The 26,099-nt window shown below is 69.0% G+C and carries 27 protein-coding genes and 1 pseudogene; 15 read left to right on the plus strand and 13 right to left on the minus strand.

Annotated elements, in window-relative coordinates; translation table 11 throughout:
* The first annotated feature begins 3 nt into the window (after positions 1-3).
* The 5 genes and pseudogenes from SNAS_RS11485 to SNAS_RS37340 form a co-directional block, all read left to right on the plus strand.
* Positions 4-948 carry an ABC transporter substrate-binding protein gene (locus SNAS_RS11485; protein WP_013017588.1) on the plus strand — a complete coding sequence of 315 codons (945 nt, stop codon included), beginning with the start codon at positions 4-6 and terminating at the stop codon, positions 946-948.
* Positions 945-1,730: an ABC transporter permease gene (locus SNAS_RS11490; protein ID WP_013017589.1), complete on the plus strand. Its 786-nt coding sequence runs from the start codon at positions 945-947 to the stop codon at positions 1,728-1,730. The genes SNAS_RS11485 and SNAS_RS11490 overlap by 4 nt, the downstream gene beginning before the upstream one ends.
* Positions 1,727-2,557: an ABC transporter permease gene (locus SNAS_RS11495; protein WP_013017590.1), complete on the plus strand. Its 831-nt coding sequence runs from the start codon at positions 1,727-1,729 to the stop codon at positions 2,555-2,557. The genes SNAS_RS11490 and SNAS_RS11495 overlap by 4 nt, the downstream gene beginning before the upstream one ends.
* Positions 2,554-3,336 (plus strand): ABC transporter ATP-binding protein, encoded by a 783-nt coding sequence (locus SNAS_RS11500; RefSeq protein ID WP_013017591.1) that lies wholly within the window; start codon positions 2,554-2,556, stop codon positions 3,334-3,336. The genes SNAS_RS11495 and SNAS_RS11500 overlap by 4 nt, the downstream gene beginning before the upstream one ends.
* A gap of 3 nt (positions 3,337-3,339) precedes the next feature.
* Positions 3,340-4,494 (plus strand): annotated as a pseudogene (locus tag SNAS_RS37340) (4-hydroxybenzoate 3-monooxygenase); the annotation flags it as partial.
* 9 nt (positions 4,495-4,503) lie between these two features.
* Here SNAS_RS37340 and SNAS_RS11510 read toward each other — a convergent pair.
* On the minus strand, positions 4,504-6,033 hold the full coding sequence (locus SNAS_RS11510; RefSeq protein ID WP_013017592.1) for a long-chain-fatty-acid--CoA ligase: 1,530 nt from the start codon (positions 6,031-6,033) through the stop codon (positions 4,504-4,506).
* Between the two features lie 43 nt (positions 6,034-6,076).
* Positions 6,077-7,234: an acyl-CoA dehydrogenase family protein gene (locus SNAS_RS11515; RefSeq protein WP_013017593.1), complete on the minus strand. Its 1,158-nt coding sequence runs from the start codon at positions 7,232-7,234 to the stop codon at positions 6,077-6,079.
* Positions 7,235-7,350: 116 nt separating this feature from the next.
* Here SNAS_RS11515 and SNAS_RS11520 point away from each other — a divergent pair, with 116 nt between their 5' ends.
* Positions 7,351-8,007, plus strand: a complete 657-nt coding sequence (locus SNAS_RS11520) for a TetR/AcrR family transcriptional regulator (protein WP_013017594.1) — start codon at positions 7,351-7,353, stop codon at positions 8,005-8,007.
* Positions 8,008-8,044: 37 nt separating this feature from the next.
* A complete protein-coding gene (locus SNAS_RS11525; protein ID WP_013017595.1) occupies positions 8,045-8,389 on the plus strand; it encodes an avidin-fold protein in 345 nt (114 codons plus the stop codon).
* A 66-nt stretch (positions 8,390-8,455) separates the two neighbouring features.
* On the opposite strand, the gene SNAS_RS11530 is transcribed toward SNAS_RS11525, so the two are convergent.
* Complete coding sequence (locus SNAS_RS11530; protein WP_013017596.1) at positions 8,456-8,911, minus strand: MarR family winged helix-turn-helix transcriptional regulator; 456 nt, start codon at positions 8,909-8,911, stop codon at positions 8,456-8,458.
* Positions 8,912-8,972: 61 nt separating this feature from the next.
* Between SNAS_RS11530 and SNAS_RS11535 the strand changes: the two genes are divergently transcribed.
* A complete protein-coding gene (locus tag SNAS_RS11535; RefSeq protein WP_013017597.1) occupies positions 8,973-10,139 on the plus strand; it encodes a sensor histidine kinase in 1,167 nt (388 codons plus the stop codon).
* Complete coding sequence (locus tag SNAS_RS11540) at positions 10,130-10,777, plus strand: response regulator transcription factor (protein WP_013017598.1); 648 nt, start codon at positions 10,130-10,132, stop codon at positions 10,775-10,777. Before SNAS_RS11535 ends, SNAS_RS11540 begins: the two co-directional genes overlap by 10 nt.
* Here SNAS_RS11540 and SNAS_RS11545 read toward each other — a convergent pair.
* A complete protein-coding gene (locus SNAS_RS11545) occupies positions 10,774-11,460 on the minus strand; it encodes a DedA family protein (RefSeq protein ID WP_013017599.1) in 687 nt (228 codons plus the stop codon). The genes SNAS_RS11540 and SNAS_RS11545 overlap by 4 nt on opposite strands.
* 118 nt (positions 11,461-11,578) lie before the next feature.
* Entirely contained in the window at positions 11,579-13,234 is a 1,656-nt protein-coding gene (locus SNAS_RS11550) for a SulP family inorganic anion transporter (protein ID WP_013017600.1), read from the minus strand.
* Between the two features lie 161 nt (positions 13,235-13,395).
* On the opposite strand from SNAS_RS11550, the gene SNAS_RS11555 reads away from it, so the two are divergent.
* Complete coding sequence (locus tag SNAS_RS11555) at positions 13,396-14,034, plus strand: mycothiol-dependent nitroreductase Rv2466c family protein (protein ID WP_013017601.1); 639 nt, start codon at positions 13,396-13,398, stop codon at positions 14,032-14,034.
* A 48-nt stretch (positions 14,035-14,082) separates the two neighbouring features.
* Positions 14,083-14,814 (plus strand): carbonic anhydrase, encoded by a 732-nt coding sequence (locus SNAS_RS11560; protein WP_211207372.1) that lies wholly within the window; start codon positions 14,083-14,085, stop codon positions 14,812-14,814.
* A gap of 8 nt (positions 14,815-14,822) precedes the next feature.
* Here SNAS_RS11560 and SNAS_RS37170 read toward each other — a convergent pair whose 3' ends face one another.
* Entirely contained in the window at positions 14,823-16,121 is a 1,299-nt protein-coding gene (locus SNAS_RS37170; RefSeq protein ID WP_169313875.1) for a hypothetical protein, read from the minus strand.
* A gap of 108 nt (positions 16,122-16,229) precedes the next feature.
* The gene (locus tag SNAS_RS11570; protein WP_013017604.1) at positions 16,230-16,721 is read right to left on the minus strand and encodes a DUF3145 domain-containing protein; all 492 of its coding nucleotides are present in this window, start codon (positions 16,719-16,721) and stop codon (positions 16,230-16,232) included.
* A 390-nt stretch (positions 16,722-17,111) separates the two neighbouring features.
* Between SNAS_RS11570 and SNAS_RS11575 the strand changes: the two genes are divergently transcribed.
* Positions 17,112-17,450 (plus strand): hypothetical protein, encoded by a 339-nt coding sequence (locus SNAS_RS11575; protein ID WP_013017605.1) that lies wholly within the window; start codon positions 17,112-17,114, stop codon positions 17,448-17,450.
* Between the two features lie 53 nt (positions 17,451-17,503).
* On the opposite strand, the gene SNAS_RS11580 is transcribed toward SNAS_RS11575, so the two are convergent.
* The 5 genes from SNAS_RS11580 to SNAS_RS11600 all read right to left on the minus strand — a co-directional run bounded on the left by SNAS_RS11580 (position 17,504) and on the right by SNAS_RS11600 (position 21,984).
* Positions 17,504-18,760, minus strand: coding sequence for a glycosyltransferase family 4 protein (locus SNAS_RS11580; RefSeq protein ID WP_211207373.1), 1,257 nt, complete (start codon positions 18,758-18,760; stop codon positions 17,504-17,506).
* 14 nt (positions 18,761-18,774) lie between these two features.
* Positions 18,775-19,836: an LPXTG cell wall anchor domain-containing protein gene (locus tag SNAS_RS36670; RefSeq protein ID WP_013017607.1), complete on the minus strand. Its 1,062-nt coding sequence runs from the start codon at positions 19,834-19,836 to the stop codon at positions 18,775-18,777.
* A gap of 21 nt (positions 19,837-19,857) precedes the next feature.
* On the minus strand, positions 19,858-20,943 hold the full coding sequence (locus tag SNAS_RS11590; protein ID WP_013017608.1) for an LPXTG cell wall anchor domain-containing protein: 1,086 nt from the start codon (positions 20,941-20,943) through the stop codon (positions 19,858-19,860).
* Positions 20,944-21,074: 131 nt separating this feature from the next.
* The gene (locus SNAS_RS11595; RefSeq protein ID WP_013017609.1) at positions 21,075-21,362 is read right to left on the minus strand and encodes a PLD nuclease N-terminal domain-containing protein; all 288 of its coding nucleotides are present in this window, start codon (positions 21,360-21,362) and stop codon (positions 21,075-21,077) included.
* A 7-nt stretch (positions 21,363-21,369) separates the two neighbouring features.
* Positions 21,370-21,984 carry a dTMP kinase gene (locus SNAS_RS11600; RefSeq protein WP_013017610.1) on the minus strand — a complete coding sequence of 205 codons (615 nt, stop codon included), beginning with the start codon at positions 21,982-21,984 and terminating at the stop codon, positions 21,370-21,372.
* A gap of 207 nt (positions 21,985-22,191) precedes the next feature.
* Between SNAS_RS11600 and SNAS_RS11605 the strand changes: the two genes are divergently transcribed.
* The 3 genes from SNAS_RS11605 to SNAS_RS11615 all read left to right on the plus strand — a co-directional run bounded on the left by SNAS_RS11605 (position 22,192) and on the right by SNAS_RS11615 (position 24,681).
* Positions 22,192-22,971 carry an electron transfer flavoprotein subunit beta/FixA family protein gene (locus tag SNAS_RS11605; protein ID WP_013017611.1) on the plus strand — a complete coding sequence of 260 codons (780 nt, stop codon included), beginning with the start codon at positions 22,192-22,194 and terminating at the stop codon, positions 22,969-22,971.
* A gap of 18 nt (positions 22,972-22,989) precedes the next feature.
* On the plus strand, positions 22,990-23,937 hold the full coding sequence (locus SNAS_RS11610) for an electron transfer flavoprotein subunit alpha/FixB family protein (protein ID WP_013017612.1): 948 nt from the start codon (positions 22,990-22,992) through the stop codon (positions 23,935-23,937).
* 141 nt (positions 23,938-24,078) lie between these two features.
* Positions 24,079-24,681 carry a biotin transporter BioY gene (locus SNAS_RS11615; RefSeq protein WP_013017613.1) on the plus strand — a complete coding sequence of 201 codons (603 nt, stop codon included), beginning with the start codon at positions 24,079-24,081 and terminating at the stop codon, positions 24,679-24,681.
* Positions 24,682-24,736: 55 nt separating this feature from the next.
* Here SNAS_RS11615 and SNAS_RS11620 read toward each other — a convergent pair whose 3' ends face one another.
* Positions 24,737-25,945 carry a peptidoglycan DD-metalloendopeptidase family protein gene (locus tag SNAS_RS11620; RefSeq protein WP_013017614.1) on the minus strand — a complete coding sequence of 403 codons (1,209 nt, stop codon included), beginning with the start codon at positions 25,943-25,945 and terminating at the stop codon, positions 24,737-24,739.
* Positions 25,946-26,099: the final 154 nt, after the last annotated feature.

Genomic DNA, 26,099 nt, shown 5'->3' on the forward strand with positions numbered 1-26,099 from the left:
GACATGCGAAACCAGCTCGCCCCACTGGCCATCCTGTTGGCACTGGGAACAACGGCATGCTCTCCCTCGGAATCGGCCGACGACGGCGGCGAGAACGTCACCGTCGGCGTCATACCCATTGTGGACGTCGCGCCGATCTACCTCGGTGAGAAGCAGGGCTTCTTCGCCGACCGCGACATCGACCTGAAACTGGAAGCCGGTCAGGGCGGCGCGGCGATCGTGCCCGGCGTTTCCTCTGGCGACTTCCAGTTCGGGTTCAGCAACCTCACCTCGCTCATGTCGGCGCAGACCGAGGGCCTGAAGGTCCAGGCCGTGGCCCCGGGCGTCGCCTCCACCGGCAAGGCCGGGGACGACTTCGGCGCCGTCGTGGTCCCCAAGGGAAGCTCCATCAAGTCCGCCAAGGACCTGCCGGGCCATACCGTCGCGGTCAACACCCTCAACAACATCGGCGACACCACCATCCGCGAGTCCATCCGCGTCGACGGCGGTAAACCAGACGATGTGGAGTTCACCGAGTTCGGGTTCCCCGACATGCCCGCCCAACTCGACGACGGCAACGTCGACGCCGCCTGGGTGGTGGAGCCGTTCCTGTCTATCGCCAAGGAATCCGGTGCCCGGCCGATCGCGTGGAACTATGTGGACATCGCCGACGACCTCACCGTCGCGGCCTACTTCACCACCACCGAGTTCGTCGACAAGGACCCGGACCTGGTGAAACGGTTCACCGCCGCGATGACCGAATCGCTGGAGTACGCGGCGAAGCACCCCGACGAGGTCCGCGACATCTTGAGCGAATACGCCGACATCGACGCCGCGATCGCCGAGAAGATCACGCTGCCCGCCTGGCCGTCGGCCATCAACGAGAAATCCACCGCGAGACTCGCCGAACTCGGCGTCTCCGACGGCGTCCTGAAATCCGAACCCGACCTGAAGTCGCTGCTGCCGTGAGGATCCCGCTCCCCGGCGCCCGGCTGGGCTACGGCCTGGCCGGGGTCGCGGCGGCCGTCGGACTGGCCGAGCTCCTGCCCCGGCTGGGCGTCGTCGACCCCCGCCACCTGCCGCCCGTCTCCCGGATCGCCGCAGCCCTCGGCACCGAACTGGGCCAGTCCGGGTTCTGGCTCGCCGTCGCCGACACGCTGGCCGCCTGGGCCCAGGGGCTGCTGATCGCGGTCGTGGCCGGGGTGGTCTGCGGCGTCGTCATCGCATCGGTGCCGGGCCTGCGCGCCGCCACCGCCTCCACCATCGAGTTCCTGCGTCCCATACCGTCGGTGGCTCTCATCCCGCTGGCGATCCTGCTGCTGGGCACCGGCATCGAGTCCACATTGCTGCTGGTGGTGTACGCGTCGTTCTGGCAGGTCCTCATCCAGGTGATCGCCGGAATCAACGACATCGACTCGGTGGCCGCCGACACCGCGCGCTCGTTCCGGCTGTCGGCCGCGCGCCGCGTGTGGCACCTGGCGCTGCCCAGCGCACTGCCGTACATCCTGACCGGCGTGCGGCTGGCGGCCTCGGTCGCGCTGGTACTGGCCGTGACTGCCGAACTCGTGATCGGCGCTCCCGGGCTCGGCCACGAGATCTCGGTCGCCAAGACCTCGGCCGCGGTGCCGAGGATGTACGCGCTCATCGCCGTGACCGGAATCCTCGGCGTCGCGGTGAATCTGGCCGCGCGCGGCGCCGAACGCCGACTGCTGCGCTGGCATCCCTCGATCCGGCAGGAGGTGCCCGCGTGACCACCCAAACCAAGCCACCGGGGCGCCTGACCGTCGCGTGGCGTCCGATCCGGACACTCCTGTGGCGGCTGCTGCTGTGGTTCGGGCTTCCGGTGGCGCTGCTGACGATCTGGTGGCTTGCCTCGGACGGCAGCCGCGACTTCTACTGGCCGTCGCTTCGCGACATCCTGCACACCTTCACTCAACTGTGGACGCTCGACCGGTGGCGCGCCGACATCCTGCCCAGCCTCGCCCGGTTGGCCGCCGGATACGCGGCCGCGTCGGCACTGGGAATCGCACTCGGCGTCCTGATCGGACTCAACTGGCGGATCCGCGCGCTGTGCGAACCGGTGCTGGAGTTCTTCCGCGCCGTACCGCCGCCGGTTCTGGTGCCCGTCATCATGCTGTTCACCGGCGTCGGCGACACCATGAAGGCCGTCGTCATCGTGTCGGGCTGCGTGTGGCCGATCCTGCTCAACACCGTCACCGGCGTACGCGGCATCGACCCGGTACAGCGCGACACCTGCGCGGTGTTCGCGCTGCGGCCACTGACCCGGCTGCGACGCCTTGTGCTGCCCGCTGCGGCACCCCACATCGCCACCGGAATGCGGCAGGCACTGTCGATCGGGATCATCCTGATGGTGGTCTCGGAGATGTTCGCCGCCCACTCCGGACTCGGCTTCGCCATCGTCCAGTTCCAGCGCGGCTTCCAGATCCCCGAGATGTGGAGCGGCATCATCCTGCTGGGCCTGATCGGCGTGACGCTGTCACTGTTGTTCACCGTCGTCGAACGCCGGGTACTCGCGTGGTACCACGGCATGCGCCGCACCGAAGGGACCCGCACATGAGCCAGACCGCCGCCAGCCTGTCGGTGCGGGACCTCGGCAAGACCTACACCACCGGCACCCGATCGGTGCGGGCCATCGACAACCTGAACTTCGACGTCGCCGCCGGGGAGCTGGTGTGCGTCGTCGGACCGTCGGGCTGCGGCAAGACCACCCTGCTGCGCACCATCGCCGGACTGCTGCGCCCCACCACCGGCGAACTGACGGTGGACGGACGCGGCGTCACCGGAACCCCGCCGGGAACCGCCGTCGTCTTCCAGGAGTACGGCCGCAGCCTGTTCCCGTGGCTGCGGGTCGGCGACAACGTCGCACTCCCGTTGCGCGACAACAGTGTCGGCGGCGCCGAACGACGGACCCGGGTCCGCGAGGCACTGGAACAGGTGGGCCTGGCCGACGCCGAACGCTCCTACCCCTGGCAGCTGTCCGGCGGCATGCAGCAGCGGGTCGCCATCGCCCGGGCACTGGCCTACCGTCCCCGGCTGCTGCTCATGGACGAACCCTTCGCCGCCGTCGACGCCCAGACCCGCGCCGACCTGGAGGACCTCGTCTACCGGCTGTGGCGCGACCTGGGAGTCACCGTCGTGTTCATCACCCACGACATCGACGAAGCGGTATACCTGGGGCAGCGCGTACTGGTGCTGTCGGCCCCGCCGTCCCGGATCCGGGAGGAGATCACCGTGGACCTCCCCGTCGAGCGCGACCAGCTCACCACCCGCGCCGACCCCCGCTTCCTCGCGTTGCGAACCCAGATCCACCAGCACATCCGCGAATCCGGAAGGTGACACATGCGAACCCAGGTCGCGATCGTCGGCGCGGGACCCGCCGGACTGCTGCTGGCGCGGCTGCTGGGCCTGGCGGGAATCGCTTGCGTCGTACTGGAACTGCGCAGCCGTGAACACTGCGAGTCCCGGGTGCGGGCCGGAGTCCTGGAACAGGGCACCGTGGACACCCTGGACGCCGTCGGCGTCTCGCACCGACTGCACGCCGAAGGCCAACGGCACGAGGGTATCGAACTGCGGTTCGGCGGCCAGCGGCACCGGATCGCCTTCGAGAAACTGGTTCCCGGACGCGCCATCACCGTCTACGGGCAGCAGGAGGTCGTCAAGGACCTCATCGCCGCCGTGCTCGACCAGGGAACCGAGATCCACTTCGACGTCACGGACGTCGAACCGCACGACCTCGACACCGACCACCCCTACCTCACCTTCGGCGGCCAGCGGCTCGACTGCGACGTCATCGCCGGATGCGACGGCTTCCACGGCGTGTGCCGTCCGTCGATTCCGGACGGACACCTGACGGTTTTCGAGCGGGAGTACCCGTTCGCGTGGCTGGGAGTGCTCGCGTCGGTCGCGCCGTCCACCCGCGAACTCATCTACGCCCAGCACGACAGCGGCTTCGCGCTGCACAGCATGCGCACCCCCTCGATCAGCCGCTTCTACCTACAGGTGCCGCGCGACACCGACATGGCGCAGTGGCCGACGCGACGCGTCTGGACCGAACTGGCCCACCGTCTGGAGACCGTGCCGGGCTTCCGGTTGCGGGAGGGGCCGATCATCTCCACCGACCTGACGCCGATGCGGTCCTTCGTCGCCGAACCGCTGCGGTACGGGCGGCTGTTCCTGGCCGGGGACGCCGCGCACATCGTCCCGCCCACGGGAGCCAAGGGCCTCAACCTGGCCGTCGCGGACGTGCGGGTGCTGGCCGACGCGATCGCCGACTGGTACGGCACCGGCGACGAGACCCGCCTGGACGACTACTCGGCGCGCTGCCTGCGCCGGGTCTGGCGGGCCCAGCACTTCTCGTGGTGGCTGACAACCCTGCTGCACACCTTCGACACCGACGACGCCTACGCCCGGCGGCTACAACAGTCGCATCTGGACTACGTCGTGTCGTCGACCGCTGCGGCCACCACACTGGCCGAGAACTACGTCGGCTTCCCGCTGGAGGTCTTAGCTGAACCGGTCCCGCAGTACCCGCTTGAGCACCTTCATGCTGGGGCCCAACGGAAGTTCCTTCACGAACTCCACCCGGCGCGGATACTTGTGCGCCCCCATGCGCTCCCGCCCGAACTCCAGCACCTCCTCGGCGGTGGGCACCTGGTCCTCGTCGGCCACCACCACGGCGCAGACCTCCTCGCCGCACTCCTCGTCCGGCAGCCCGATGACCGCCACCTCGGCGACGCCCGGGTGCCGCAGCAGCACCTCCTCGACCTCGCTGGGGTACACGTTGAATCCATTGCGGATGATCATGTCCTTGACCCGGTCGACGATGGTCACGAAGCCCTCGTCGTCCTTCGTGCCGAGGTCCCCGGTGCGGAACCAGTCGTCCACCAGCGCCTTGGCCGACTCGGCGGGCCGGTCGAGATAGCCGTTGAACACGTTGTGTCCCCGCACGACGATCTCACCCAGTTCACCGGTGGGCAGCAGCTCGATGCCCTCGCTCTCGGCGCGGGCGATCTCCACGTCCACGCCCCACAGTGGATGGCCGACGGTGCCGACCCGGGTGCCGTAGGCGGGCTGGTTGACCGTCGCCACCGGCGAGGTCTCGCTCAGCCCGTACCCCTCGTAGATCGACGCGTCGAAGGTCGTGTTGAACTCCTCCAGCACCGGGCCGGGAAGGCTGGCGCCGCCGCTGAGGCACAGCCGCAGCCGAGGCAGCGCACTCGCGTGGGCGGCGGCCTGGGTGAGCGCCCGGTACATCGTGGGCACCCCGTGGAAGACGGTGACGTTCTCGGCCACCATCAGCTCGATCGCCGCGGCCGGGTCGAAGCGCGGCATCAGCACCAGGGTGCCGCCCAACCGGAACAGCGTGTTCATGCTGACCGACTGTCCGAAGGTGTGGAACAGCGGCAGCGCCCCCAGCGCGATGTCGTCGCGGCGGTAGTCGTGGGTGTCGAAGGCGCAGATGGTGGCGTTCATGATCAGGTTGAGATGCGACAGCACCGCGCCCTTGGACTGCCCGGAGGTGCCGGAGGTGTAGAACACCACGGCGGGGTCGCCGGGCGCGCGGGTCACGAAGGTCGGCAACGGCGAACCGGCCTCGGCCACGTCCTCCAGGTGCGCGTCGGCGCCGAGGTCCGGCGCTTGTGGACCGACCGTGACCATGCGCACGCCCGCCGCCCGGGCGGCCTGGCCCCCGACCTCGGCACAGGCGCTGTGGCACAACAGCAACCGGGCGCCGCTGTCGCGCAGCACGTACTCAGTCTCCTCCGCCCGCAGCAGCAGGTGCACCGGCACCACCACGGCACCGGCGGCCAGGATCGCGTAGTAGGCGCGGGGGAACTCGACGGTGTTGGGGCACATGAGGGCCACCCGGTCGCCGGGCCGCACCCCCAGCCGCTCCAGGGCGGCGGCCTGCGCCAGGGCCTCGGCCCACAGCCGCGAGTAGGTGATGCGCTTGTCGCCCTCGATGAGTCCGATGTGGTCGCCGCAGCGGCGGGCCGAACCGGCCAGGACGCTGGCCAGTGACAGTGTCGACATGGTGGTGGTTCCTTTCGTCAGCCGAAGCGCCCTCGCCCGGGGGTCAGGCGAAGGCGTTGATCCCGGTCAGCGCGCGTCCGATCAGGAGTTTCTGGATCTGGCTGGTGCCCTCGTACAGGGTCATGACCCGCGCGTCGCGCAGGTACTTGCCGACCGGGTACTCGTCGACGTACCCGTAGCCGCCGAAGACCTGCAACGCGTCCCCGGCCGCCGCCACGGCGGCCTCGCTGGCGAACAGCTTCGCCATGGACGAGGCGGCGGCGTAGTCGAGTCCCCGGTCGATGTGGTCGGCGACCCGCCACACCAGCAGCCGGGCCGCGTCCACATTGACCGCGATCCCCGACAGCAGCTCCTGCACCAGCTGGTGCGCGGCGATGGGTTTGCCGAACTGGACCCGGTCCTTGGCGTAGCCGACCGCGGCGTCCAGGCAGCCCTGCGCGATGCCCACGCAACCGGCCGCCACCGACATCCGCCCCTTGGCCAGCGCGGCCATCGCGATCGAGAAGCCCTTGCCGAGTGCGCCCAGCCGGGCGCTGTCGGGAACCCGCACCGCGTCCAGGTGGAACTCGGCGGTGGCCTGGGCGCGCAGCCCCAACTTCCCGTCGATCTCCTTGCGCCCGAAGCCTTCGGCGTCGGTGGGCACCAAAAACGCCGTGATGCCGCGATGCCCCGGCTCGTCAGGGTCGGTGCGCGCGAACACCAGCGCCACCGAGGCCAGGGTTCCGTTGGTGATGAAGCGTTTCGTGCCGGTCAACAGCCAGTCGTCGCCGTCGCGCACCGCCCGGGTGGTCAGGTGCGCCGCGTCGGAACCGACGTCCGGTTCGGTCAACGCGAAGCACCCCAGGTCCTGCCCGGACGTCAAGCGCGGCAACCACTGCCGCTTCTGGGCGTCGTCGCCGTAACGCGCGATGGTGGTGCCGACCAGACCCAGCGACACCGACACCACGCCGCGCACCGCCGAGTCGCCGCGCCCCAGTTCCTCCATGACCAGGCAGTAGGTCAGGTGGTCGCCGCCGGAGCCGCCGTACTCCTCGCCGATGGTCATGCCCAGGAAACCCAGCTCGCCCAGCCGGGGGACCAGTGCCGGATCCATGGCCTCGGCGCGGTCCCAGGCGGTGACGTGCGGGACGACCTCCCGGTCGATGAACTCGGCGGCCAGTCGCCGCACGGCCGTCTGTTCCTCGGACAGTTCCAAATCCACAACGGACCTCTACCTGTGACGCATTAAACTAGCGATGTAAGTTTTGTGGGATGTTACGCGTACCGTACTTGCGCCACAAGTGGCCGTACTCCCTCACTCGCGCAGGAGGTTTAGTCGTGGCGCGCCCCCGCCGACCGCTGCTCAGCCGTGACCGCATCACCGCCGCGGCGCTGGCGGTCGTCGACGCCGACGGGCTGGAGGCACTGTCCACCCGGCGGCTGGCCACCGAGCTCGGCGTCAGCGGCCCGTCCCTGTACAACCACGTCGCCACGAAGGACGAACTGCTCGACGACGTCGTCGACAGCGTCCTCGGCGAGGTCGACACCACCGCCATGGCTGGGCTGTCGCCGAGCCGCCGGGACTGGGCCACGGCGCTGGCCGCGTGGGCCCGCTCCTACCGCACCGCGCTGGCCGCCCACCCCAACATCGTCCCGGCGCTGGCCTCGGGCCCCGGCAACCGGCCGCACGCGCTGCGCATCGCCGACGCCGTCTTCGGCGGTCTGGTCGGAGCGGGCTGGCCGCGCCGCGAGGCCACCCGGGTCGGCGCGCTGATGCGGTACTTCGTGACCGGCTCCGCGCTGGGCTCCTTCGCGGGCGGTTTCCCCGCCGACGCGGCGGTCTACGAGTCCGGTTATCCGCATCTGGACCAGGCGCACCTGCTGGCCGAACGCCAGCAGCGCATCGACGACGAGGCCTTCGAGACCGGCCTTGCCGCGCTGCTGGAAGGGCTCGGGGCCCGCTACCGCCGACTCACCGACGCACCGCATGATTGAGGCCGATTCCCAACAGCCGAACGAAAGCAGGCCGGGCATGACAGCACCCTCATTGGACGGACGACGCTTCGGATCGACCGAGAACACCGTGGACGGCGAGGTCGGGGGAGACACGTCCTTCGAGTACTTCGAGAACGACAGCGAGATCTGGGGAACCTACTCGGGCGGCGAGGTGCGGCGCGGCTACCTGGTGGGCACCCGCGACGGCGACGCGCTCGACTTCCGGTACACCCACCTCAACACCAAGCGCGAGACCTCCAGTGGACACTGCCTGACCCGGATCGTGGTCCTGGACGACGGTCGGCTGCGCCTGGAGGAGACCTGGGAGTGGGAGTCGCGGCCGGGCTCGGGATTCAGCGCCGTGGAGGAGCTCCGCGACTGACGTGTGGACAGCCGCCGCGCCCCGGTCGGTGGAGGCGGGACGCGGCGGTCGCTGCCACAGTACGGGTCAGAAGATCCCGGAGTCTGGTTCCTCGCGAGATTTCCTGGCCGCCTTGGCTATCAGATCCAAGGCCTCGGAGACAATGGTTTGCTCCTGAGGGGACAGATGGTCCAGTATCCGGGCGATCTGCTCGGCTCGGGCGGTTCGGAAGCTACTCATGAACGCGGCCCCGGCGGGGCTGAGCTTGATGTATCTGGCGCGGCGATCGGTGGGATGTTCGCGGCGCTCCAGCAGTTCGCGGCACACCAGCCTGTCGATGAGACGGCTCGTGCGGGAAACCGAGCGGCCGATGGTGGCCGCCAGGCCCTTGACCGTCAGCTCCCGACCATCGGTCAGGGCTGACAGCAGGGCTACGTCGATGAGTTGCAGCTCGTCTTGACCCGTGCCCCGCAGAATCTGCGGCGTCAACCCAGTCTGCATGGCTTGCAGCTGCTGGGCGAGCCGATTGGCGTCCGGGGTCACAGCACCTCCTTCTAATAGTTGCGTGGTGGCAAATAAATCTCGGGACGTTAGTCTTGCGCCGGTGAACACCCCGTCCCGGCTGGCGAAGGCGGCCCGCGCGCTGCGCGCGACCGTCGGCCTTGGCGTGGGATTCGTGACCGCCGTACCCGAACTCGGCCTCGCCCTCGTGGCCGGGACGCTCATGCTGTGCCTGCGCGGCTGGTCCCGCCCCGAACACCCCGTGATCGCCGCCGTCAACCGGATGCTGAAAGCGGTGACCGCCTGGGAGTTCCGGCGCGTCGCCGGATACGCCGGAAAGATCACCGTCGGGTACACCGGCAGACGAGCGTGGCTTTATCTGGCCGCTCGTCCGTGGGTCGGACTGCTGGCCGGAGCGATAGGTGTGCTCATCGTCTACGGCGCCGGGGCGGGGATCGTGGCGGTCGTTCAGTGGGTGCGCGGGTATGAAGTGGATGGTATCGCGCCCTCGGCGGGCAACCTGGCGTACCTGTCGGTGGCCGGAATCGTACTGGCATTCCTTGCCGTACAAGGGCTGCTGGGCGTCGTCATACTGGAACGCGCGCTGGCGACGCGGCTGCTGGGCCCCAGCCGGGAACAGCAGCTGTCCGAACGGGTGTCCACACTGACGCGAAGCCGCGCGGCCGTCGTCGAGGCCGTCGACGCCGAACGCCGCCGCATCGAACGCGACATCCACGACGGCGTGCAGCAGCGCACCGTGGCCCTGGGCATGCTCATCGGACGGGCCCGGCGCGGCGAGGACCCGCGCCGCCGCGAGGAACTGCTGGCCCAGGCCCACCTGGAATCGCAGGCGCTGCTGTCCGACCTGCGCGAGGTCAGCTGGCGGATCTACCCGACGGCACTGGAGACCGAGGGACTGCGCGTCGCGATCGAGTCCGTCATCGACCGCTGCGCCATCCCGGTGCGGCTGTCCTACGACGCGCCCGCGCGCCTGGACCGCGGCGTCGAGACCGCCGCGTATTTCGTCGTGTGTGAAGCCGTCACCAACGCCGCCAAGCATTCCGGAGCCTCGAGCGTGGACGTCACAGTGTCGCGAAGTGATGATCGTCTTATTGTTTCAGTGCGCGACAACGGTTGTGGCGGCGCCAACCCCGAAGGCGGTGGACTGTCCGGGCTGGCGCGCCGGGCGGCGGCCGGGGACGGCACGTTCACCGTCGACAGCCCCGTCGGCGGACCCACCACAATCGAAGCGGAGCTGCCATGCGGGTGATCCTGGCCGAGGACTCGACCCTGTTGCGCGAGGGCCTGTCCCGACTGCTGGCCGAGGAGGGGCACGAGGTCGTCGGCAGCTTCGGCGACGCGATCACACTGCTGCCCGCCGTGGCGAAGACCGAACCCGACATCGTGGTCGTGGACGTGCGGATGCCGCCCACCCACACCGACGAGGGGCTGCGGGCGGCACTGCGGATCCGGCGGGACCACCCGGACGTGGGCGTGCTGATCCTGTCCCAGCACGTCGAGAAACGCTTCACCGTCGAGCTGCTGTCGGGCGACATCAACGGCGTCGGCTACGTCCTCAAGGACCGGGTGGTGCGGGTGGAGGAGTTCCTCGACGCGCTGGAGCGGGTCGGCGACGGCGGCAGCGCCTTCGACCCCGAGGTGGTGCGGCAGCTGCTCAGCCGCACCAGCCACGGCGATCCACTGGCGACACTCACCGACCGGGAACGCGAGGTCCTGGAGCTCATGGCCGAGGGCCACACCAACGACGCGATCGCGAAGCGGCTGTTCGTATCCCGAAGCGCGGTCGAGAAACACGTCAACGCGATCTTCACCAAACTGGAGCTGACGGCCAACACTGACGGCTACAGCCGCCGGGTGCTGGCCGTGCTGCGCTACCTCGACTCCTAGCGGCGGTCCGAGCGGTACACCCCGGGCTCCACCATTGACAGCTGCGGTTCCCGGCGCTGCCGCCGGTTGGTGCGGATCCGCAGCACCAGCCACACCACGAAGGCCAGCCCCACCACCGCGACCACGCCCCTGGAGTAGACCCCCACATAGGTCTCCACGACCGACCAGTTCTCGCCCAGCAGGTACCCGGCGGCGATGAAGGCGCTGTTCCAGATCAGGCTGCCCAGCGTCGTGTACACCAGGAACGGCAGTATCGGCATCCGCTCCACCCCGGCCGGGATCGAGATCAGACTGCGGAAGATCGGGATCATCCGTCCGAAGAAGATCGCCTTGGTGCCGTGCCGGTGGAACCACGCCTCGGTCTTCTCGATGTCGGACACCTTCACCAGCGGCAGTCTGGCGGCGATGCGCAGCAACCGTTCCCGCCCGATGCCCGCGCCCACCAGATACAGCGCCAGCGCGCCGACGAGCGATCCGATCGTCGTCCACACCACCGCCGCGATCAGGTTCATGTCGCCCTTGCTGGCGGTGAATCCGGCCAGCGGCAGGATGATCTCGCTGGGCAGCGGTGGGAACAGGTTCTCCAGCGCCACCGCCAGTCCCGCGCCGGGCGCCCCCAGTGTCTCCATGAGACCGACCGCCCAGTCGGTGATGCCGTCCAGTACGCCCTCGGCGTTCGCCATGTCGAATCCTCGTCGTCTCGTCGTGAACCGTTGAATCCACGGTAGAAACGAAACGACCCGCGCACCTTGGGGAGCGGCCCAGGATCAACTGCGGAAAACCACAGTTCGCGCGGGCCGGTCAGGACGCCTCGATGCTGCGCAACCGCCGCCGGGCCGCCTCGATCGCCGCCTCCACCGGCCCGTCCGGGAGGTTCCCGGCGTCGATGTGTTCCAGCACCCCGACCGCGACCAGGGTGTCGCGGTGTTCCTCGCGCAGCCCGGACATGAAGATCCGGACGTCGCGTTTGGCCAGCTGCTCGGCGAAGTCCCGCAGCACCAGCGCACCGGTGGCGTCCACGGTGGTGACGTCCTCCAGGTGCAGCACGGCGGCGCGCACGTCGGCCCGCTGCGCCCCGGCCAGCAGCGAGGCGGGCCCGGCGGCGAACACCAGCGGCCCGTGCAGCCGGTACACCCCGATGTGCTCGGACACCAGGTTCGCGTCGGCGCCGCTGCGGCCCAGCACCTTCGTGTGGTCGACGTGCAGCCGCAGCGAGGCGGCCACCTTGACCAGGGTGACCAGCCCGGCCGCCGCCAGTCCCACCGCGACGCCCATCACCAGGTCCAGGGTGACCGTGGCGATGGTCGTGAACGCCAGCACGATGGCGTCGGAACGGGTGGAGCGGGCCAGCGCCGACAGGTTGCCCCGGTTGACCATCCCGACCGTGGTGGCCAGCAGCACCCCGGCCAGCGCCGCCAGCGGAATGTGCTCCACAAGGGAGGCCGCGAACAGCAGGAAGGCGGCCAGGATCACCGCGTGCCAGGCCGCGGCCATCCGCGACTGCGCCCCGGCCCGGACGTTGACCGCGGTGCGCGCCACCACCGCCGAGGCGGGCATGCCGCCGAACAGCGGCGAGGCCAGGTTCGCCAGCCCCTGCCCGAACAGCTCCCGGTTGGGTTCGTGCTTCTCGCCGCCGTGCATGCTGTCGGCGACACTGGCGCACAACAGCCCCGCGATCGCCGCCAGCGCGGCCACCGCCAGCGCGGGGCCCAGCAGTCCCGGGATCGCGCCCACGTCGATGAAGCTCAGGCTGGGGGCGTGCAGGGTGCTGGGGAGGTCGCCGATGTCGGCCACCGGCACCCCGAAGGCGTAGGTCGCCAGCGCCGCCGCCGCGACGGCCAGCAGCGAGAACGGGATCTTCGGCCACCAGCGGATTCCCAGCAGGATCACCCCGGCCACCCCGAAGGCCAGCCCCAGATTGATCCACTGTGGGTGCGTGATGAACGCCAGCACCGCCTCGAAGGCGGCCACCGCGACGTGGTGCGAGTCGGGGTCCATGCCCACCGCGACCGGCAGCTGTTGCAGGAAGATGACGATCGCGGTCCCCAGCGTGAAGCCCTCGATGACCGGCGCCGGGATGTACCTGATGAAGGCCCCGGCCCGGCACAGCGCCAGCAGCACCAGGATCACCCCGGCCATGGCGCCCACCAGCATCACGCCCTGCTGGCCGTGCTCCTTGATGATCGGGATGAGCACCACCGTCATCGCGCCCGCGGGGCCGGACACCTGTAGGTTCGAGCCCCCGAACAGCGCCGCGACCAGCCCGGCGACGATGGCGGTGGTCAGTCCGGCGGCCGGGCCCATACCGGCGGCGGCACCGAAACCCAGCGCCAGCGGCAACGCGACCACGGCCACCGTGAGTCCGGCTATCAGGTCGGCCCGGGGGGCCGTGCGGATGGCTGTCAGGTCACCACGTGACGGGAAGAGGGAGCCGAGGGCAAAGCGATCGGCGAGCATGGCGACAGTGAATCATCACTCACAGTGATCTTCTTGGAACTGGACATCCGGGAGTGGCGCGTCCGTCGCTTCTCCAAACGACACAATGGACGAAGGTGGACGCGTTGGGGTGTAAGCCAGTTCACGTGGGATCGCAAGCCCCGAAACCATATGCTCGACGGATGACAGATGACAAGGTCACAGCGAATTTCTGGTTCGACCCGGTGTGCCCGTGGGCGTGGATGACCTCGCGGTGGATGCTCGAGGTGGAGAAACAGCGTGACGTCCAGGTGCGCTGGAACATCATGAGCCTCCAGGTACTCAACGAACCCAAGGTCGACGAACTGCCCGAGCGCTACGCCGAAGCCATCCGCGACGGCGGCTGGTGGGAACCGGTGCGCATCGTCGCCGCCGCCGAGCGCGAGTTCGGCAACGAAGTGGTCGGCAAGCTGTACACCGCACTGGGAACCCGGTTCCACAACCGGGGACTGGACCGCGGCGAGGAGGTCTACGCCGACGCCGTCGCCGAGGCCGGACTGCCCGCGACACTCGTCGAGGCCCGCAAGTCCACCGAGTTCGACGACGACATCCGCGCCTCCCACAAGCGCGGCATCGACCTGGTGGGCCAGGAAGTCGGAACCCCGGTCATCGCGGTGCCCGGCGCCGACGGCGAACTCGTCGCGTTCTTCGGACCCGTCGTGACCCCGGCCCCCAAGGGCGAGGCCGCCGCCAAACTGTGGGACGGCACCCTGCTGGTGGCCTCCACTCCCGGGTTCTTCGAGCTGAAACGAACCCGTACCCAAGACCCGATTTTCGATTAGCGACCACATACGACTCCGAGCCGCCCGTGGGCTCTATAGTCCTCCACCATGGGGGAAATCAGAGCTCACGGGCGTCATCTCATGGTCATGCTGTTCGTCGCGGGAATGCTGGTTCTCGCCGATCTGCCGCCACCGCTGCCGGGATCGACCGAAACGACGGACACCCAACTCCTCACAGGTGCGACAACGATGCTGATACCCCCACACCTCCCCGCGCGGGCCCGGGCGGCGCTGCGAGCGCTGCTGGACGGCAACCGGCGATTCATCTCCGGATCGCCGACCTACTCCCGCGACATCTCCTCGGCCCGGGCGGCGGCCGGGGGCCAACGACCGATCGCCGCGGTCTTCACGTGCGTCGACTCCCGCGTCACCGCCGAATCGCTGTTCGACTGCGACTTCGGCCAGCTGATCGTGGTGCGCACCGCCGGGCACGTCCCGGACCGGGCGGCGGTGGGCTCACTGCGATTCGCCGTGGACGCGCTGGCGGTTCCACTGGTGATAGTGCTGGGCCACGAACGGTGCGGCGCCGTGAAACTGGCGGTCGACACCCTGCGTGACCCCAACCGTCCCGAACAACTCGACTACCTTGTGGAGCAACTCAGCGACCCGGTGGCGAAGGCCCTTTCGGACGGTGCCGCCGACCCGTGCGCCACGGCGATGCGGCTCCAGATCGACCAGACCGTCGCGGTCCTCAAGGGCGACCCCGGCGTAGCGGCGGCCAGTATCGTGGGCGCCCGCTACGACCTGGACAACGGCACCGTTTCGGTGCATTCGGCCTAACCCGGCGGTCAGGGCCGGTACTGCTGCGGCGGCGGTGGCGGCTGCTGATACCCCGGCGGTGGCGGGGGAGGAGGCGGCGGCCCGTCCGGGTCGTGCCGGTCGTCCTCCTTGGGCGGCCGGGGTTGCGGCGGCGGGGCGTTCTTCAACTTGTCACCGGCCCGTTGGATCAGCCGTCCGGTGGCGGCCAGCATCTTGCCCGACACCTTCTTGGCGCCGTGGCCCATCCGCTGTCCCACCGAGACACCGGGCGCGCCGGATTGCTGTGCGGCCTGCGGATCGTTGTACGGCACCGGAGCGTTGCCGGGCATCGGAACCGCGGCGCTGCCCTGCACCGGAACCGGCGCGCTGCCCGAAACCGCCGCGGACGGCGGCGGTGGCGGGGGAGGGGCCTGGTTCGGATAGACCGGCGGTGGCGGAGGCGGCATCGGGGCCGCCGCCTTGGCCGAGGGCATGTGCGGCCCGGTCGGCGGCAGCGTGAAACTCGGCGGCGGCGGAGGCGTGACCACGGCCGGTGGCGGGGGTGGCGGCATGGGCGCCGGTGCCGGAGGCGGCGGTTGCTGCGCCACCGGAATCTGGATTGGCACGTCGGTCTTGCCGCCGGTCAGCTGGGACGCGTAGTGGTCGAGCGGCGGCGGTGGCGGTGGCAGCTGCGGTTTCGGGGCGGGCGGCGGCACCTGAGCCGGTTTCGCCGTGGCGGCCTGGGAAGCCGCCGCCGAACTCGCGACGGCCGCGTCGGCGGCGGCCTTGGCGACCGCGGCCTTCTTGCTGGCCGTCTCGGCCTCGACCCGTTTGCGTTCGGCCACATGCGCCGCCGTGACCGCGGGCTCGCCCGAGTCCGGGACGGCGTTCGGTGGCGGCACCGGCGCGGCCTGCGGAGCCGGTGCGGAAGCCATCGCGTTGGCGGCGGCGGCATCGGCGGCGGCCCTGGCCTGGGCCGCGGACTGTGTCGACACCGAAGGGCCACCCGCGCTGGCGGCGGGTTTGGCCGAAACGACCTGTTTGGACGCCGCGATGGCCGCCTCGGCGGCGGCCTGGGCGGCCTCGGCCCGTTTGATCGCCGCCTCGGCCTCCAGCCGTTTCTGCTCGGCCACCAGTGCCGCCGCCTCGGCCTCGGCACGTTGCGCCTCAAGCTTTTTGGCCTGCGCCTCGGCCGCGGCCTTCTTCTTGGCCGCCGCTTCGGCCGCCGCCCGCTTCTTCGCCGCCTCGGCGGCACGCCTGCGCTCGAGTTCTTCCTTCTTGCGGCGCTCGGCCTCGGCGGCGGTGCCCGGCCACAACGGCAGATCACCGGGTATCGATGATTTGGACATCATCCACATCCTTGGGGTGTTCGGCGGCCCTGGGGTTGACTGGGTTGGCTCCGGCGACGGGTGACGCGCGTTACCGGGCTCCCACAAGTATGCCGGGTGTCCATTTCGCTAACTGACCTGGGACAGCCAGTTCTGTCCACTGTCGTCCCCGGCGTGCCGGTACGGCTCGAGTTCGGCGTCCCACTCGGCACCCAGCAGCTTGTCCAGTCCGTGCCGCAGCGACTCGCCGTCCACGGCGGTGGCCACCAGCGCCCGGATCCGGTCCTCGGCGATCATCAGATCGCCGTTGGCACTGGTCGCGGCCCGGTAGATGCCCCGACCGGGCACGAACATGATCCGCTCGCCGTCGGCTCCGGGACTGGGGTCCTCGGTCACCTCGAACCGCAGCATCTGCCACTGCTGCAGGGCCGAGGCCAGCTGCGCCCCGGTACCGGGTTCGGCGTTCCAGCTCAGGTCGGTTCGCCAGGTGGACGGGGAGGCGGGCTGGGCGATCCAGTCAAGCGTGATCCGCGAGTCCAGGACACGACTGATCGCCCACTCGACGTGTGGACACACTGCCGGTGGGCTTGAGTGCACATATACAACGCCTCGCGTTGGCACGTCGAACCTCCTGGCATTTCACGTAATGCGCCTTCCCCCAACGCATTCCATTCAAAAAACGACGGACGGCACAGCGTCGCGATCCAAGGATCCGTCTCGCAGCACCACCACATCTGGCCAGGTCTCGCACCGCGTTGCGCGATTGTCGAACCATAATGCCGTCTGATACGCCTGTGGCGCCAGAGTTTTGCGTGATTATTTTCGGAATATCGGCGATTATTCGCGCCGCGGGGCCTTCACCAGTGCCCAACAACCGGGTCGTGACGCTGTCGGGTATCGTTGAGTTGGCCGGTGCGCGCACCGGTCGTTATTTCTGTCCCGCCGAGGTGTGCTGATACTCCGCCGACGGCGAACACATCGGAAGCAACACAGTGATGAGGAGTGTCCATCATGGCAAGTAACACCTCCAAGACCGCACGGGCATCGGTTCGGGCCGGTCAGTCCGGTCAAGGTGGCGGGCTGAGCGTTCTGGGTGAGTACAAGTACCTGATCCCGCTCAACAAGGGCAAGCACGTCTACATCCGGAACCTGACCACCGGCAAGACCGTGCACCTGTCCACCGACTCCGACGCCTTCACCGAGGAGATCAAGTCGCTGGCCGAGGCCGGCCACGGCGACAAGATCCGGGCTGAGCTCGACAACTTCACCGAGCAGTACCCGTCCCAGGGCTGGGCCGACACCACCAAGCGACTGGTGGACGCCGGCGCCTTCGGCGAAGCCGCCGAGTAGTCACACGACGTCGAACGGCCGGGCGGGGTATCGCCCGGCCGTTTCGCGTGCCCTCAGCCCGCGTCCAGCAGGTTGCCCTCGGGGATCACGACCCGCAGCTCCCGCGCCGCCAGCTCCGCCTCCACGGCGCGCTCGCCGATCTCGGACTGCGCGTAGGCGGCGATGACGGCCGTCGCGATCGGCCCCCAGCCGAACCGCTGGCTCACCATCGCCCGGCCGCCGTCCCGCAGTCGCCGGGCCAGCTCCGGTTCCGACAGCACCCGTGAGATCGCCTCGGCCAGTTCCTCGGGCCGCGCGGGGGTGTGGGTGAGACCGGTCTCACCGTCCACGATGAACTCGGCCAGGCCGCCGCTGCGTCCGGCCACCACCGGGGTCCCGGCCGCCGCCGCCTCCAGCGCCACCATGCCGAACGGCTCGTAGCGGCTGGGGATCGCGAAACAGTCCGCCCCGCCCAACAGTCGCGGCAGCGCCGCGCCCTCGACGAAACCGAGGAACTCCACAGTGTCCTCAAGGCCCCGCCGCACCGCCTGGTCCCGCAGTTCCTCCTCGTGCGGACCCTCACCGGCGATCAGCACCCGCAACCCGGGGTGCTTCTCCCGCAGGATCGCGGCCGCGTCGATGAGATCCTGGACGCCCTTCTCGTGCACCAGCCGCCCGGCGCTGACCACCACCGGCCCCGCCTCCCGGTCCGGGACGGTGTCCTCGACGGCGAACACCCGGGCGTCGACGCCGTTGGGCACCACGAGCGTCTTGTCCTCGGGCAGCTCGAACAGCCGGTTGACCTCCCAGCGCATGTGCTTGGAGCACACCAGCACCCGGCGGGACTCGTAGGTCAGCCACCATTCGATCGAGTGGATGGCGCGGGAGGTGTCGTCGGGCAACCAGCCGTGGTGACGCCCGGCCTCGGTGGAGTGGATCGTCGCCACCAGCGGCAGGTCGAGATGGTGCTTGAGGGTCACCGCCGCGTGGGTGACCAGCCAGTCGTGCGCGTGGATGACGTCGAAGTCCTGGGTACGGCAGGCCCGCAGCGCCGTACGCGTCAGCGAGTGGTTGAACGCCATCGTCCACTCGAGCAGCGTCTCGCCGGTGAACGGGAACAGCGGCGGGTCCTGCGGGGCGCGCACGACGCGCACCCCGTCGACGGTCTCGTCGAAGGCCGCCGCTGAACCGTCGGGGTGGTCACCGTGGCGGGTGGCCACGGTGACGTCGTGCCCCTCGGCGGCCAGCGCCGTGGCCAGGGCGTGAACACTGCGGCCGAGGCCACCGACGAGGACGGGCGGGTATTCCCAGCTCAGCATCAAAATACGCACCCGCCGATTGTGCCCTACTCGCTCGTAACCCCTCCGGTGGTCTTGCGGCGGCGGGTGACCAGCAGCGCGACGACACCTAGCACCACCGCCGCGACCCCCACCGCGATCGGCGTGGTCAGGCTGGACCCGGTCACCGGCAGCGAGCCGTTCCCGTTGCCCTTGACCAGCTTGGTCTTCGCGTCGGCGTGCGCCCAGGTGTCCTCGTGGTCGCCGTGCGGGATGACGATGTCGATGTTGACCTTGCCGGGCTTGGCGTTCTGCCACGCGTCGGCGTCCCTGGCCCACAGCGTGAACGCGTAATCCCGCTTGTCCTTGGCGCCCAAGCCTTCCATCGGGCAGGTCAGCACCGTGCGGCCCTTGCTGTACTCGCAGCCGTCCAGTTCGGTGGCGGGCACGATGCCGGTCTTCCTGTCGACGGCGACGACCAGGTTCGCGTGCACCAGCGTGCCCATGTCGTAGTCGTTGTTGACGACGGTGAACGACAGTTCCTCGCCCTTGCCGTCGCCCCCGATCACCTGGTCGGAGCTCACCTGCTTGGGAGCCTTGAGGTCGGTGATGCGGCCCTCGTCGTCCAGCGGCAGGCTGGCGTCCAGTGTGACCATCTTCTCGGCGTAGGTCGGGTTGTCCTCGGCGTCGGGCTGGCGCAGCTGCGCGGTCGCGTAACTGAGGCCGTGGTTGACGCGGTCGGCGCCCTCACGCAGTTTCATCGTGAAGTCGATGGTGGTCTCGGAGTTGGCCGCCAGGTTCGGGAACACGCACGTGAAGTCCATCCCGGCGTCGGTGTCGGTCTTCTCGCAGGCGGTGTCATCGGTGCTCAACACGAGCGCGCTGAGGTCGTCCTCCTCCTCGAAGAGGCTCAGGCGCAACGTCGGGTTCTTGAGGTCGTTGTCGGTGTTGTTGACGATCGAGACCGGCCAGTCGACCGAATCCGAGCCGGGGTACTCGTCGAAGCCCTTCATCCAGATCTCGAAGCCGTCGTCGGCGGCGGCGGGAGTGGCCGCCACCGCCAGCACCGACATTGTCGCCAGCCCGGTGGCGGCGAGCATCGCGGAAAAACGAAGCAGTAGGGAACGCATAAACCTGTCCTTGTTTTCGGGTCAATGTGGAAACGAAGCCGCCGCGTCCCCGGCTGCGAGTTTTAAGTTTTCGTTACCTGTTCGCAATCGACGGCGCACCACCAACAGCACCGCCACGCCCAGCAGTATCGCCGCGGCACCGACCGCGATCGTCGTGCTCAGGCTGGATCCGGTCACCGGCAACACGTCGTCGCCGCCAGGTTTGACCAGCTTGATCGGCGCTTCGGCGTGCCCCCAGGCGTCGTTGTGCTGATTGTGGATATAGCTGACGTCGATCGTGACCTTGCCCGGCTTGGCGTGTTTCCAAGCGTTCTTGTCCTTGGCCCACAACGTGAACGCGTACTGCCGTGACTCGCCCGGCCCCAGTTCCCCTATGTAGCAACCCAGTTGGGTGCCACTGGCGTCATAGGTGCAGTCGGCTATCTCGGTGCCCGGGACGATCCCGGTCTTCTCGTCGGTCTTGACGAACAGACTGGCGTCGCTCAGCTTCTTGTCGGTGTTGTTGTGCACCGTGAACGACAGCTCGGCGCCGTCGGCGTCGTCGTCCCCGAACACCTGATGCGACCACACCTGTTTCGGCGCGTTGACATCGGTGATCCGGTCCTTGTCCAGCGGCAGGCTCGCGTCCAGGGTGGCGGTGTCGCGGGACATCTCCTTGCCGTCGACGCGCATGACGGCCTCGGCGGTGGTGACGCCGTGGTTGACCCGGTCGGCGCCGTCGCGCAGCGCCAGCTCGAAGTCGAAGTTCTGCTCGTCCTTCAGCTCCGGGATGACGCACACGAACGAACGCCCCTCGTCGGGTTCTTCGCAGTCGATGGCGTCCTGGGTGCTCTCGATCGCCTTGACCGCGGCGAGTTCGCCGTCGGCCTCGTGGAAGTCGATACTGAGCTCCACATTGGTGTAGGGCTTGCCGCTCTCGTTGACGGCCATGACGATCCAGCCGAGATTCTGGCCCGGCGGCAGGTCGGGGTACTCGTCGAACGAGTCCATGTGGGTGCGAAGGCCACCGGCGGCGTGGGCGGGTGCCGCGGTCACCGGGCCGACGGTCAGCGCGGCGAGCGCGGTGACGGCCGCCGCGGCGATGACGCGATGTGATGCGGAACGCATGGGACTGTCCTCGATCTGTGAGACGGCGGCGCTGCCGACGCGAAGTCCGTTCGCGGCGTCCCGTCACAGTCGGAACGAATCAGACAGCACCCCGGCTGCGCTCCACGGCAGTTTGTTACCCAATCGCAACCTTATTTGCCGTCCTCGTCCTCACGCAGGCGTCGTTCCAGGTCACGCAGGAATTCGGGGTCGTCGTCCGGGGCCAGTTTCGGGCGCGGACGGGGCCGCCGCTCGGCGGAGCGGGGCCGACCGGAGGTGAACCAGGCGATGGGTCCGACGATCGGCAGCAGCAGGATGATCGCCGCCCACAGGCGACGGGTGAGACGACGCGGCTCGTTCTCACCACCGAGACAGTCGGCGATGGCGGCGATCACCAGCGCCAGCGCGACAAGGACGAACAACCCGACTATGCGGCCCATGGGTCAATTATGTACGGCCATCCAGCAAACGCGGCAGGGCCGTCCGGACTTCGTCACGGATGGTCTCGGCGATCTCCTCGGGGTCCCGGTTGGCGTCCACAATGGCGAAGCTGGCGAACTCGGGTAGCGACCGGTAGGCGCTGTCCATCGCGGCCAGTGAGTCGACCGGTTCCTCGTCGATGCCGCGGGTCTTGACCCGCAGGTGGGCGGTCTCGGGCGCCACGTCCAGGTAGAGGGTGAGGTCGGGGGGCGGCACCCGGCCGAGCAGCCGCCGCGCCCACGGTTCCAGTCGCGGGTACACGACCCGGGTGCGGGCGTACTGGCACACGGCGTAGCGGTCGGCGATGAGGATGCCGCCGCCGTTGCCGACGGTCAGATTCCAGTAGCGCAGCAGGGTCTCGGCGCGTATCGCCATTCCCGGGCCCAGCAGGGCGACCGAGTCGGGACGGCCCAGCCTGCGGGCGGTGTTGCCCAGCACCCGACGGCCGCTGGCCACCATGCGATAACGCACCGGATGTCCGAGTTGAGTTAGCCACCGCTTCAGCCACCTGGCCTGGGTGGTTTTCCCGGCGCCGTCGATGCCGACAAGTGCGATGGTCGCCTGTCTGGTCTCACGCGCCACAGGTTCAAGGGTACGGGTATCCCGGGCCGGTAGCCGACTTCGGCCGCTGTGGGGCTTGCTACCCCGCGGTGGCCGTAGTTACTCGCGGGTAACTTCGTGGGGTACTATTCGCCACGCTGGTTGAGACCCGGCGCTCACACTGCACCGGATAAGGGCGAAGATAGGGCGCTGAACATTCCTTAAGGCCGCAGGAGGTAAGTCAAGACGATGAAGATCGTTGTCCTCGTCAAGCAGGTGCCGGACTCCAGTCTGGAGCGCCACCTGAGTTCCGACGATTTCACCGTCGACCGTGCGTCGGCGTCCAATGTCATTAGCGAGATCGACGAAAACGCCATCGAGGCTGCCCTGGTGCTGGCCGAGGAGACCGGTGGCGAGGTCACCGTGCTGACCGTCGGCCCCGACCACGCCACCGAATCGGTGCGCAAGGCGCTGTCCATGGGTCCCGACAAGGCCGTGCACGTCGTCGACGACGCCATCCACGGTTCCTGCGCGGTCACCACCTCCAAGATCCTGGCGGGGGCGCTGGGCAAGCAGGAGTACGACATCGTCCTGTGTGGTGCCGAGTCCACCGACGGCGGTACCCAGGTCATGGCGCAGATGCTGAGTCAGCGGCTGGGAATCGCGGCCCTCACCGGAGCCCGCAAGCTGACCGTCGACGGCGGCAAGATCACCGTCGAGCGTCAGACCGAGGACGGCTACCAGGTCGTCAGCGCCGCGGCTCCGGCCATCGTCTCGGTGTGGGACAGCATGAACACGCCGCGCTACCCGTCGCTGAAGGGCATCATGGCCGCCAAGCGCAAGCCGGTCGAGACGCTGTCGCTGTCTGACCTGGACATCGACCCGGCCACCGTCGGCGCGGGCGCGGCCACCAGCACCGTGGTGTCGGCCGAGCCCCGGCCGCCGCGCGGCGCGGGCCAGAAGATCACCGACGAGGGCTCCGGCGGCTCGTCGCTGGCCGAGTTCCTGGCCTCCGAGAAGTTCGTGTAGCGAAGGAGAAGACCTGACATGGCTGAAGTATTCGTCGTCGCTACCGGAGCGAACAAACTCACCTACGAGATGCTGACCCTGGCCCGCGGGCTGGGCGAGGTGTCCGCGGTGGTGCTGGGCGCACCCGGCACCGCGGCGTCCATCGCCGACAATCTCGCCGAGTACGGCGCGGCCAAGATCTACGCCGCCGAGGACGAGGCACTGGACAAGTACCTGGTGGCCCCCAAGGCCGACGCGCTGGCGGCGCTCGTCACCGCCAAGTCCCCGGCCGCGGTGCTGGTCCCCAGCACCCAGGAGGGCAAGGAGATCGCCGGACGGGTCGCCGTGGCGCTCGACAACGGCGTCCTGACCGACGTGACGGGCCTGGAGGCAGACGGCACCGCCACCCAGGAGATCTTCGCCGGTGCCACCGTCGTGAAGTCCAAGGTGGCCAAGGGCATTCCACTGGTGACGGTCAAGCCGAACTCGGTGACCCCGGAACCGGCCCCGGCCACCGCCACCATCGAGGCCGTCGAGGTGTCGGTCGCCGACTCCTCGAAGCTGGTCACGGTGGAGGAGACCGTCGTGGAGCCCAAGGGTGACCGGCCCGACCTCACCGAGGCCAACATCGTGGTCTCCGGTGGCCGTGGTGTCGGCTCGGCCGAGCAGTTCAGCGTCATCGAGGAGTTCGCCGACCTGCTGGGCGCGGCGGTGGGTGCTTCGCGCGCCGCCACCGACTCCGGTTTCTACCCGCACAAGTTCCAGGTCGGACAGACCGGGACCACCGTCTCACCGCAGCTGTACGTGGCGGCGGGCATCTCCGGCGCCATCCAGCACCGGGCGGGCATGCAGACCTCCAAGACGATCGTCGCCGTCAACAAGGACGAGGGCGCCCCGATCTTCGAGATCGCCGACTACGGCGTCGTGGGGGACCTGTTCACCGTGCTTCCGCAAGCGGGCGAAGAGATCCGCAAACGTCGCGGTTAGCAGTCGATACGACCCGATGGCGCCGATGGGATCCTCGTCCCGTCGGCGCCACGGTCATTGTGGGGTTCCCGCAGGATGCGGTACGTTAAGGACGCCCCCGTTTTATCGGGTTCCTGCAACAGAATTTGGAGGGATCACTTAATGTCCTCGCATGCCGCGACCGTCGCACCGCGCATGGTGCTCGCCGACCTCATCCCCACGACGAAGGTCAACGCCTGGGCGCGCGACCTCGTCCTCGTCGCGTCGGGCGCGGCGCTGACGGGGGCCTCCGCCCAGATCGCCTTCACCATCCCCGCGATCACCCCGGTCCCGTTCGTCCTGACCACCCTGACCGTGCTGCTGGTCGGCGCCGCTCTCGGCCCGGTACGCGCGGCCGCCGCCATGGGCCTGTACCTGGCCGCCGGTGTCGCGGGCCTGCCGTGGTTCGCCGAGGGCACCTCGGGCCTGGGCGCCAGCTTCGGCTACATCATCGGCTACCTGGCCGCGGGCGCCCTGGTCGGCGCGCTGGCCAAGCGCGGCGGTGACCGCACCCTGGTGCGCACCGCGGGCCTGATGGTCCTGGGCAACCTCGCCATCTACGCCTTCGGCGTCCCGTACCTGATCCTGGCCACCGGCATGAGCGTCTCCGACGGCCTGCTGAAGGGCGCGGTGCCCTTCCTCGTCGGCGACCTGATCAAGCTCGTCGCCGCCGCCGCCCTGCTGCCCGCGACCTGGGCACTGGTGGCGAAGTTCCGCCGCTCCTAGAACCACCGACGGCGGCCCGCAAGTCATTGCGGGCCGCCGTTCTCGTGTCCTCTCCTCAGCAGGGATCGACGATCGGTTCGTCGGAACCGGTGTCCAGCCAGGCGTCCGAGACATAGCCACCGCCCGGCAGCCGGTCCCACACGTCGGAAGTGTTGTCCCACGGGCCGGTCATCGTGTCGCCCCGGACATAGCACTCCAGCTCCACCTCGGTGTCGTGCGCGATGGTGCGCAACACAGTGGCGTTGGCCTTGGGTTCGGTGCGGACGTTGACCACCCCGTCCGGGTTGTGGGCCCGGCCGGTGGTCGTGCCGCTGCCGGGACCGTAGTTGGTCAGGCAGCAGTCGGAGTTGTAGATGTTGACGCCGTTGCGCGACGCCCAACCCCGGTACGCCTGCGACTGCTCGTGCCAGGTCCAGCCGCCGATCTCCTTGTTGTTCACCGTCACCGCGGTGTTGCCCTGCCACAGCGTCCAGTGGACGTGGTCGCCGTTGGCGCGGCCACCGCACGGCAGCTGTTCGCCGATGCGTCCGATGTAGGCATAAGCGCCCACTTTGGTGCCGTCGGCGACCGTCGTCTGGTTCCAGGTGTGGTAGTACCCGGTGGTCCAGCCGTTGTCGTGCTCGATCTCGATCAACGGGGTGCTGGTGCCGCAGTAGCGGTACAGGTAGCCGCCCGCCGCGGCGCGCACCTGTCCGTCGCCGCCGTAGAAGTCGATCGAGTTGTAGGGCCGGGAGGTGCCGGAGTTGCCGTGCACGCCCCAGTGCCGCCAGCCGCCCTGACCGTTGGCCCACGGCAGGGCCAGACCGGTGGGCGCCAGGGCGGTTCGGGGTTTCGCGGTGGCCGCCAGGACGTCGCGCTCTCCCTCGTCGCGGAGGATGTCGTCGGGCGCCTGCCGGGCAGCCTCGGCGAACTCCTCGGTCCCCTTCAGCGCCACCTCCCAGCCGTTCATGGTGCGCTGCGCGAAGAACAGCGCCGTGACCGGACTGGCGTGGCTGGAGGAGGGCACTTTCAGCACCGCGCCGCCGAAGGCCCACAGGCCGTCGGCGGAGGTGCGCTTGGTTTCCACCAGAGTGGACAGGTTGGCCGAGGTCGAGACCCCGTAGGAGTCGCGGGCCTCGTCGGCCTTCTCAGCGACCAGGGTGGCGGCCACCGTGTCCTTGAGATTCGGTGGTGCGGCGACAGCTGTCGAGCCGCCGCCCACCACCGTGATGGTTATGGCCGCAATGACCGCGGCGATGGTTTTGGGCAGGTTGAATCGTTCCATGTCGGGCCTCCATGGATCTCGGGCGAAACACCGATCAGAGCATTGAAATATGCAAATTGATTGGTGAGTGTGCCGAGGCTATCCGGAGGTCCAATCGGGTGCAAGCCGGTACATTTCACTTAATTTGATAAGTGAATTACCTGCTAGCACCCGA

Source organism: Stackebrandtia nassauensis DSM 44728 (genome assembly GCF_000024545.1).
GTDB lineage: Bacteria > Actinomycetota > Actinomycetes > Mycobacteriales > Micromonosporaceae > Stackebrandtia > Stackebrandtia nassauensis.

Bases quoted from the DNA above. Each gene is read 5' to 3' on its own strand.
- SNAS_RS11485 (WP_013017588.1), top strand. From the start codon at position 4: ATGCGAAACCAGCTCGCCCCACTGGCCATCCTGTTGGCACTGGGAACA.
- SNAS_RS11500 (WP_013017591.1), top strand. From the start codon at position 2,554: ATGAGCCAGACCGCCGCCAGCCTGTCGGTGCGGGACCTCGGCAAGACC.
- SNAS_RS11510 (WP_013017592.1), bottom strand. From the start codon at position 6,033: ATGTCGACACTGTCACTGGCCAGCGTCCTGGCCGGTTCGGCCCGCCGC.
- SNAS_RS11525 (WP_013017595.1), top strand. From the start codon at position 8,045: ATGACAGCACCCTCATTGGACGGACGACGCTTCGGATCGACCGAGAAC.
- SNAS_RS11540 (WP_013017598.1), top strand. From the start codon at position 10,130: ATGCGGGTGATCCTGGCCGAGGACTCGACCCTGTTGCGCGAGGGCCTG.
- SNAS_RS11545 (WP_013017599.1), bottom strand. From the start codon at position 11,460: ATGGCGAACGCCGAGGGCGTACTGGACGGCATCACCGACTGGGCGGTC.
- SNAS_RS11550 (WP_013017600.1), bottom strand. From the start codon at position 13,234: ATGCTCGCCGATCGCTTTGCCCTCGGCTCCCTCTTCCCGTCACGTGGT.
- SNAS_RS11555 (WP_013017601.1), top strand. From the start codon at position 13,396: ATGACAGATGACAAGGTCACAGCGAATTTCTGGTTCGACCCGGTGTGC.
- SNAS_RS11560 (WP_211207372.1), top strand. From the start codon at position 14,083: ATGGGGGAAATCAGAGCTCACGGGCGTCATCTCATGGTCATGCTGTTC.
- SNAS_RS37170 (WP_169313875.1), bottom strand. From the start codon at position 16,121: ATGTCCAAATCATCGATACCCGGTGATCTGCCGTTGTGGCCGGGCACC.
- SNAS_RS11575 (WP_013017605.1), top strand. From the start codon at position 17,112: ATGGCAAGTAACACCTCCAAGACCGCACGGGCATCGGTTCGGGCCGGT.
- SNAS_RS36670 (WP_013017607.1), bottom strand. From the start codon at position 19,836: ATGCGTTCCCTACTGCTTCGTTTTTCCGCGATGCTCGCCGCCACCGGG.
- SNAS_RS11590 (WP_013017608.1), bottom strand. From the start codon at position 20,943: ATGCGTTCCGCATCACATCGCGTCATCGCCGCGGCGGCCGTCACCGCG.
- SNAS_RS11595 (WP_013017609.1), bottom strand. From the start codon at position 21,362: ATGGGCCGCATAGTCGGGTTGTTCGTCCTTGTCGCGCTGGCGCTGGTG.
- SNAS_RS11605 (WP_013017611.1), top strand. From the start codon at position 22,192: ATGAAGATCGTTGTCCTCGTCAAGCAGGTGCCGGACTCCAGTCTGGAG.
- SNAS_RS11610 (WP_013017612.1), top strand. From the start codon at position 22,990: ATGGCTGAAGTATTCGTCGTCGCTACCGGAGCGAACAAACTCACCTAC.
- SNAS_RS11615 (WP_013017613.1), top strand. From the start codon at position 24,079: ATGTCCTCGCATGCCGCGACCGTCGCACCGCGCATGGTGCTCGCCGAC.
- SNAS_RS11620 (WP_013017614.1), bottom strand. From the start codon at position 25,945: ATGGAACGATTCAACCTGCCCAAAACCATCGCCGCGGTCATTGCGGCC.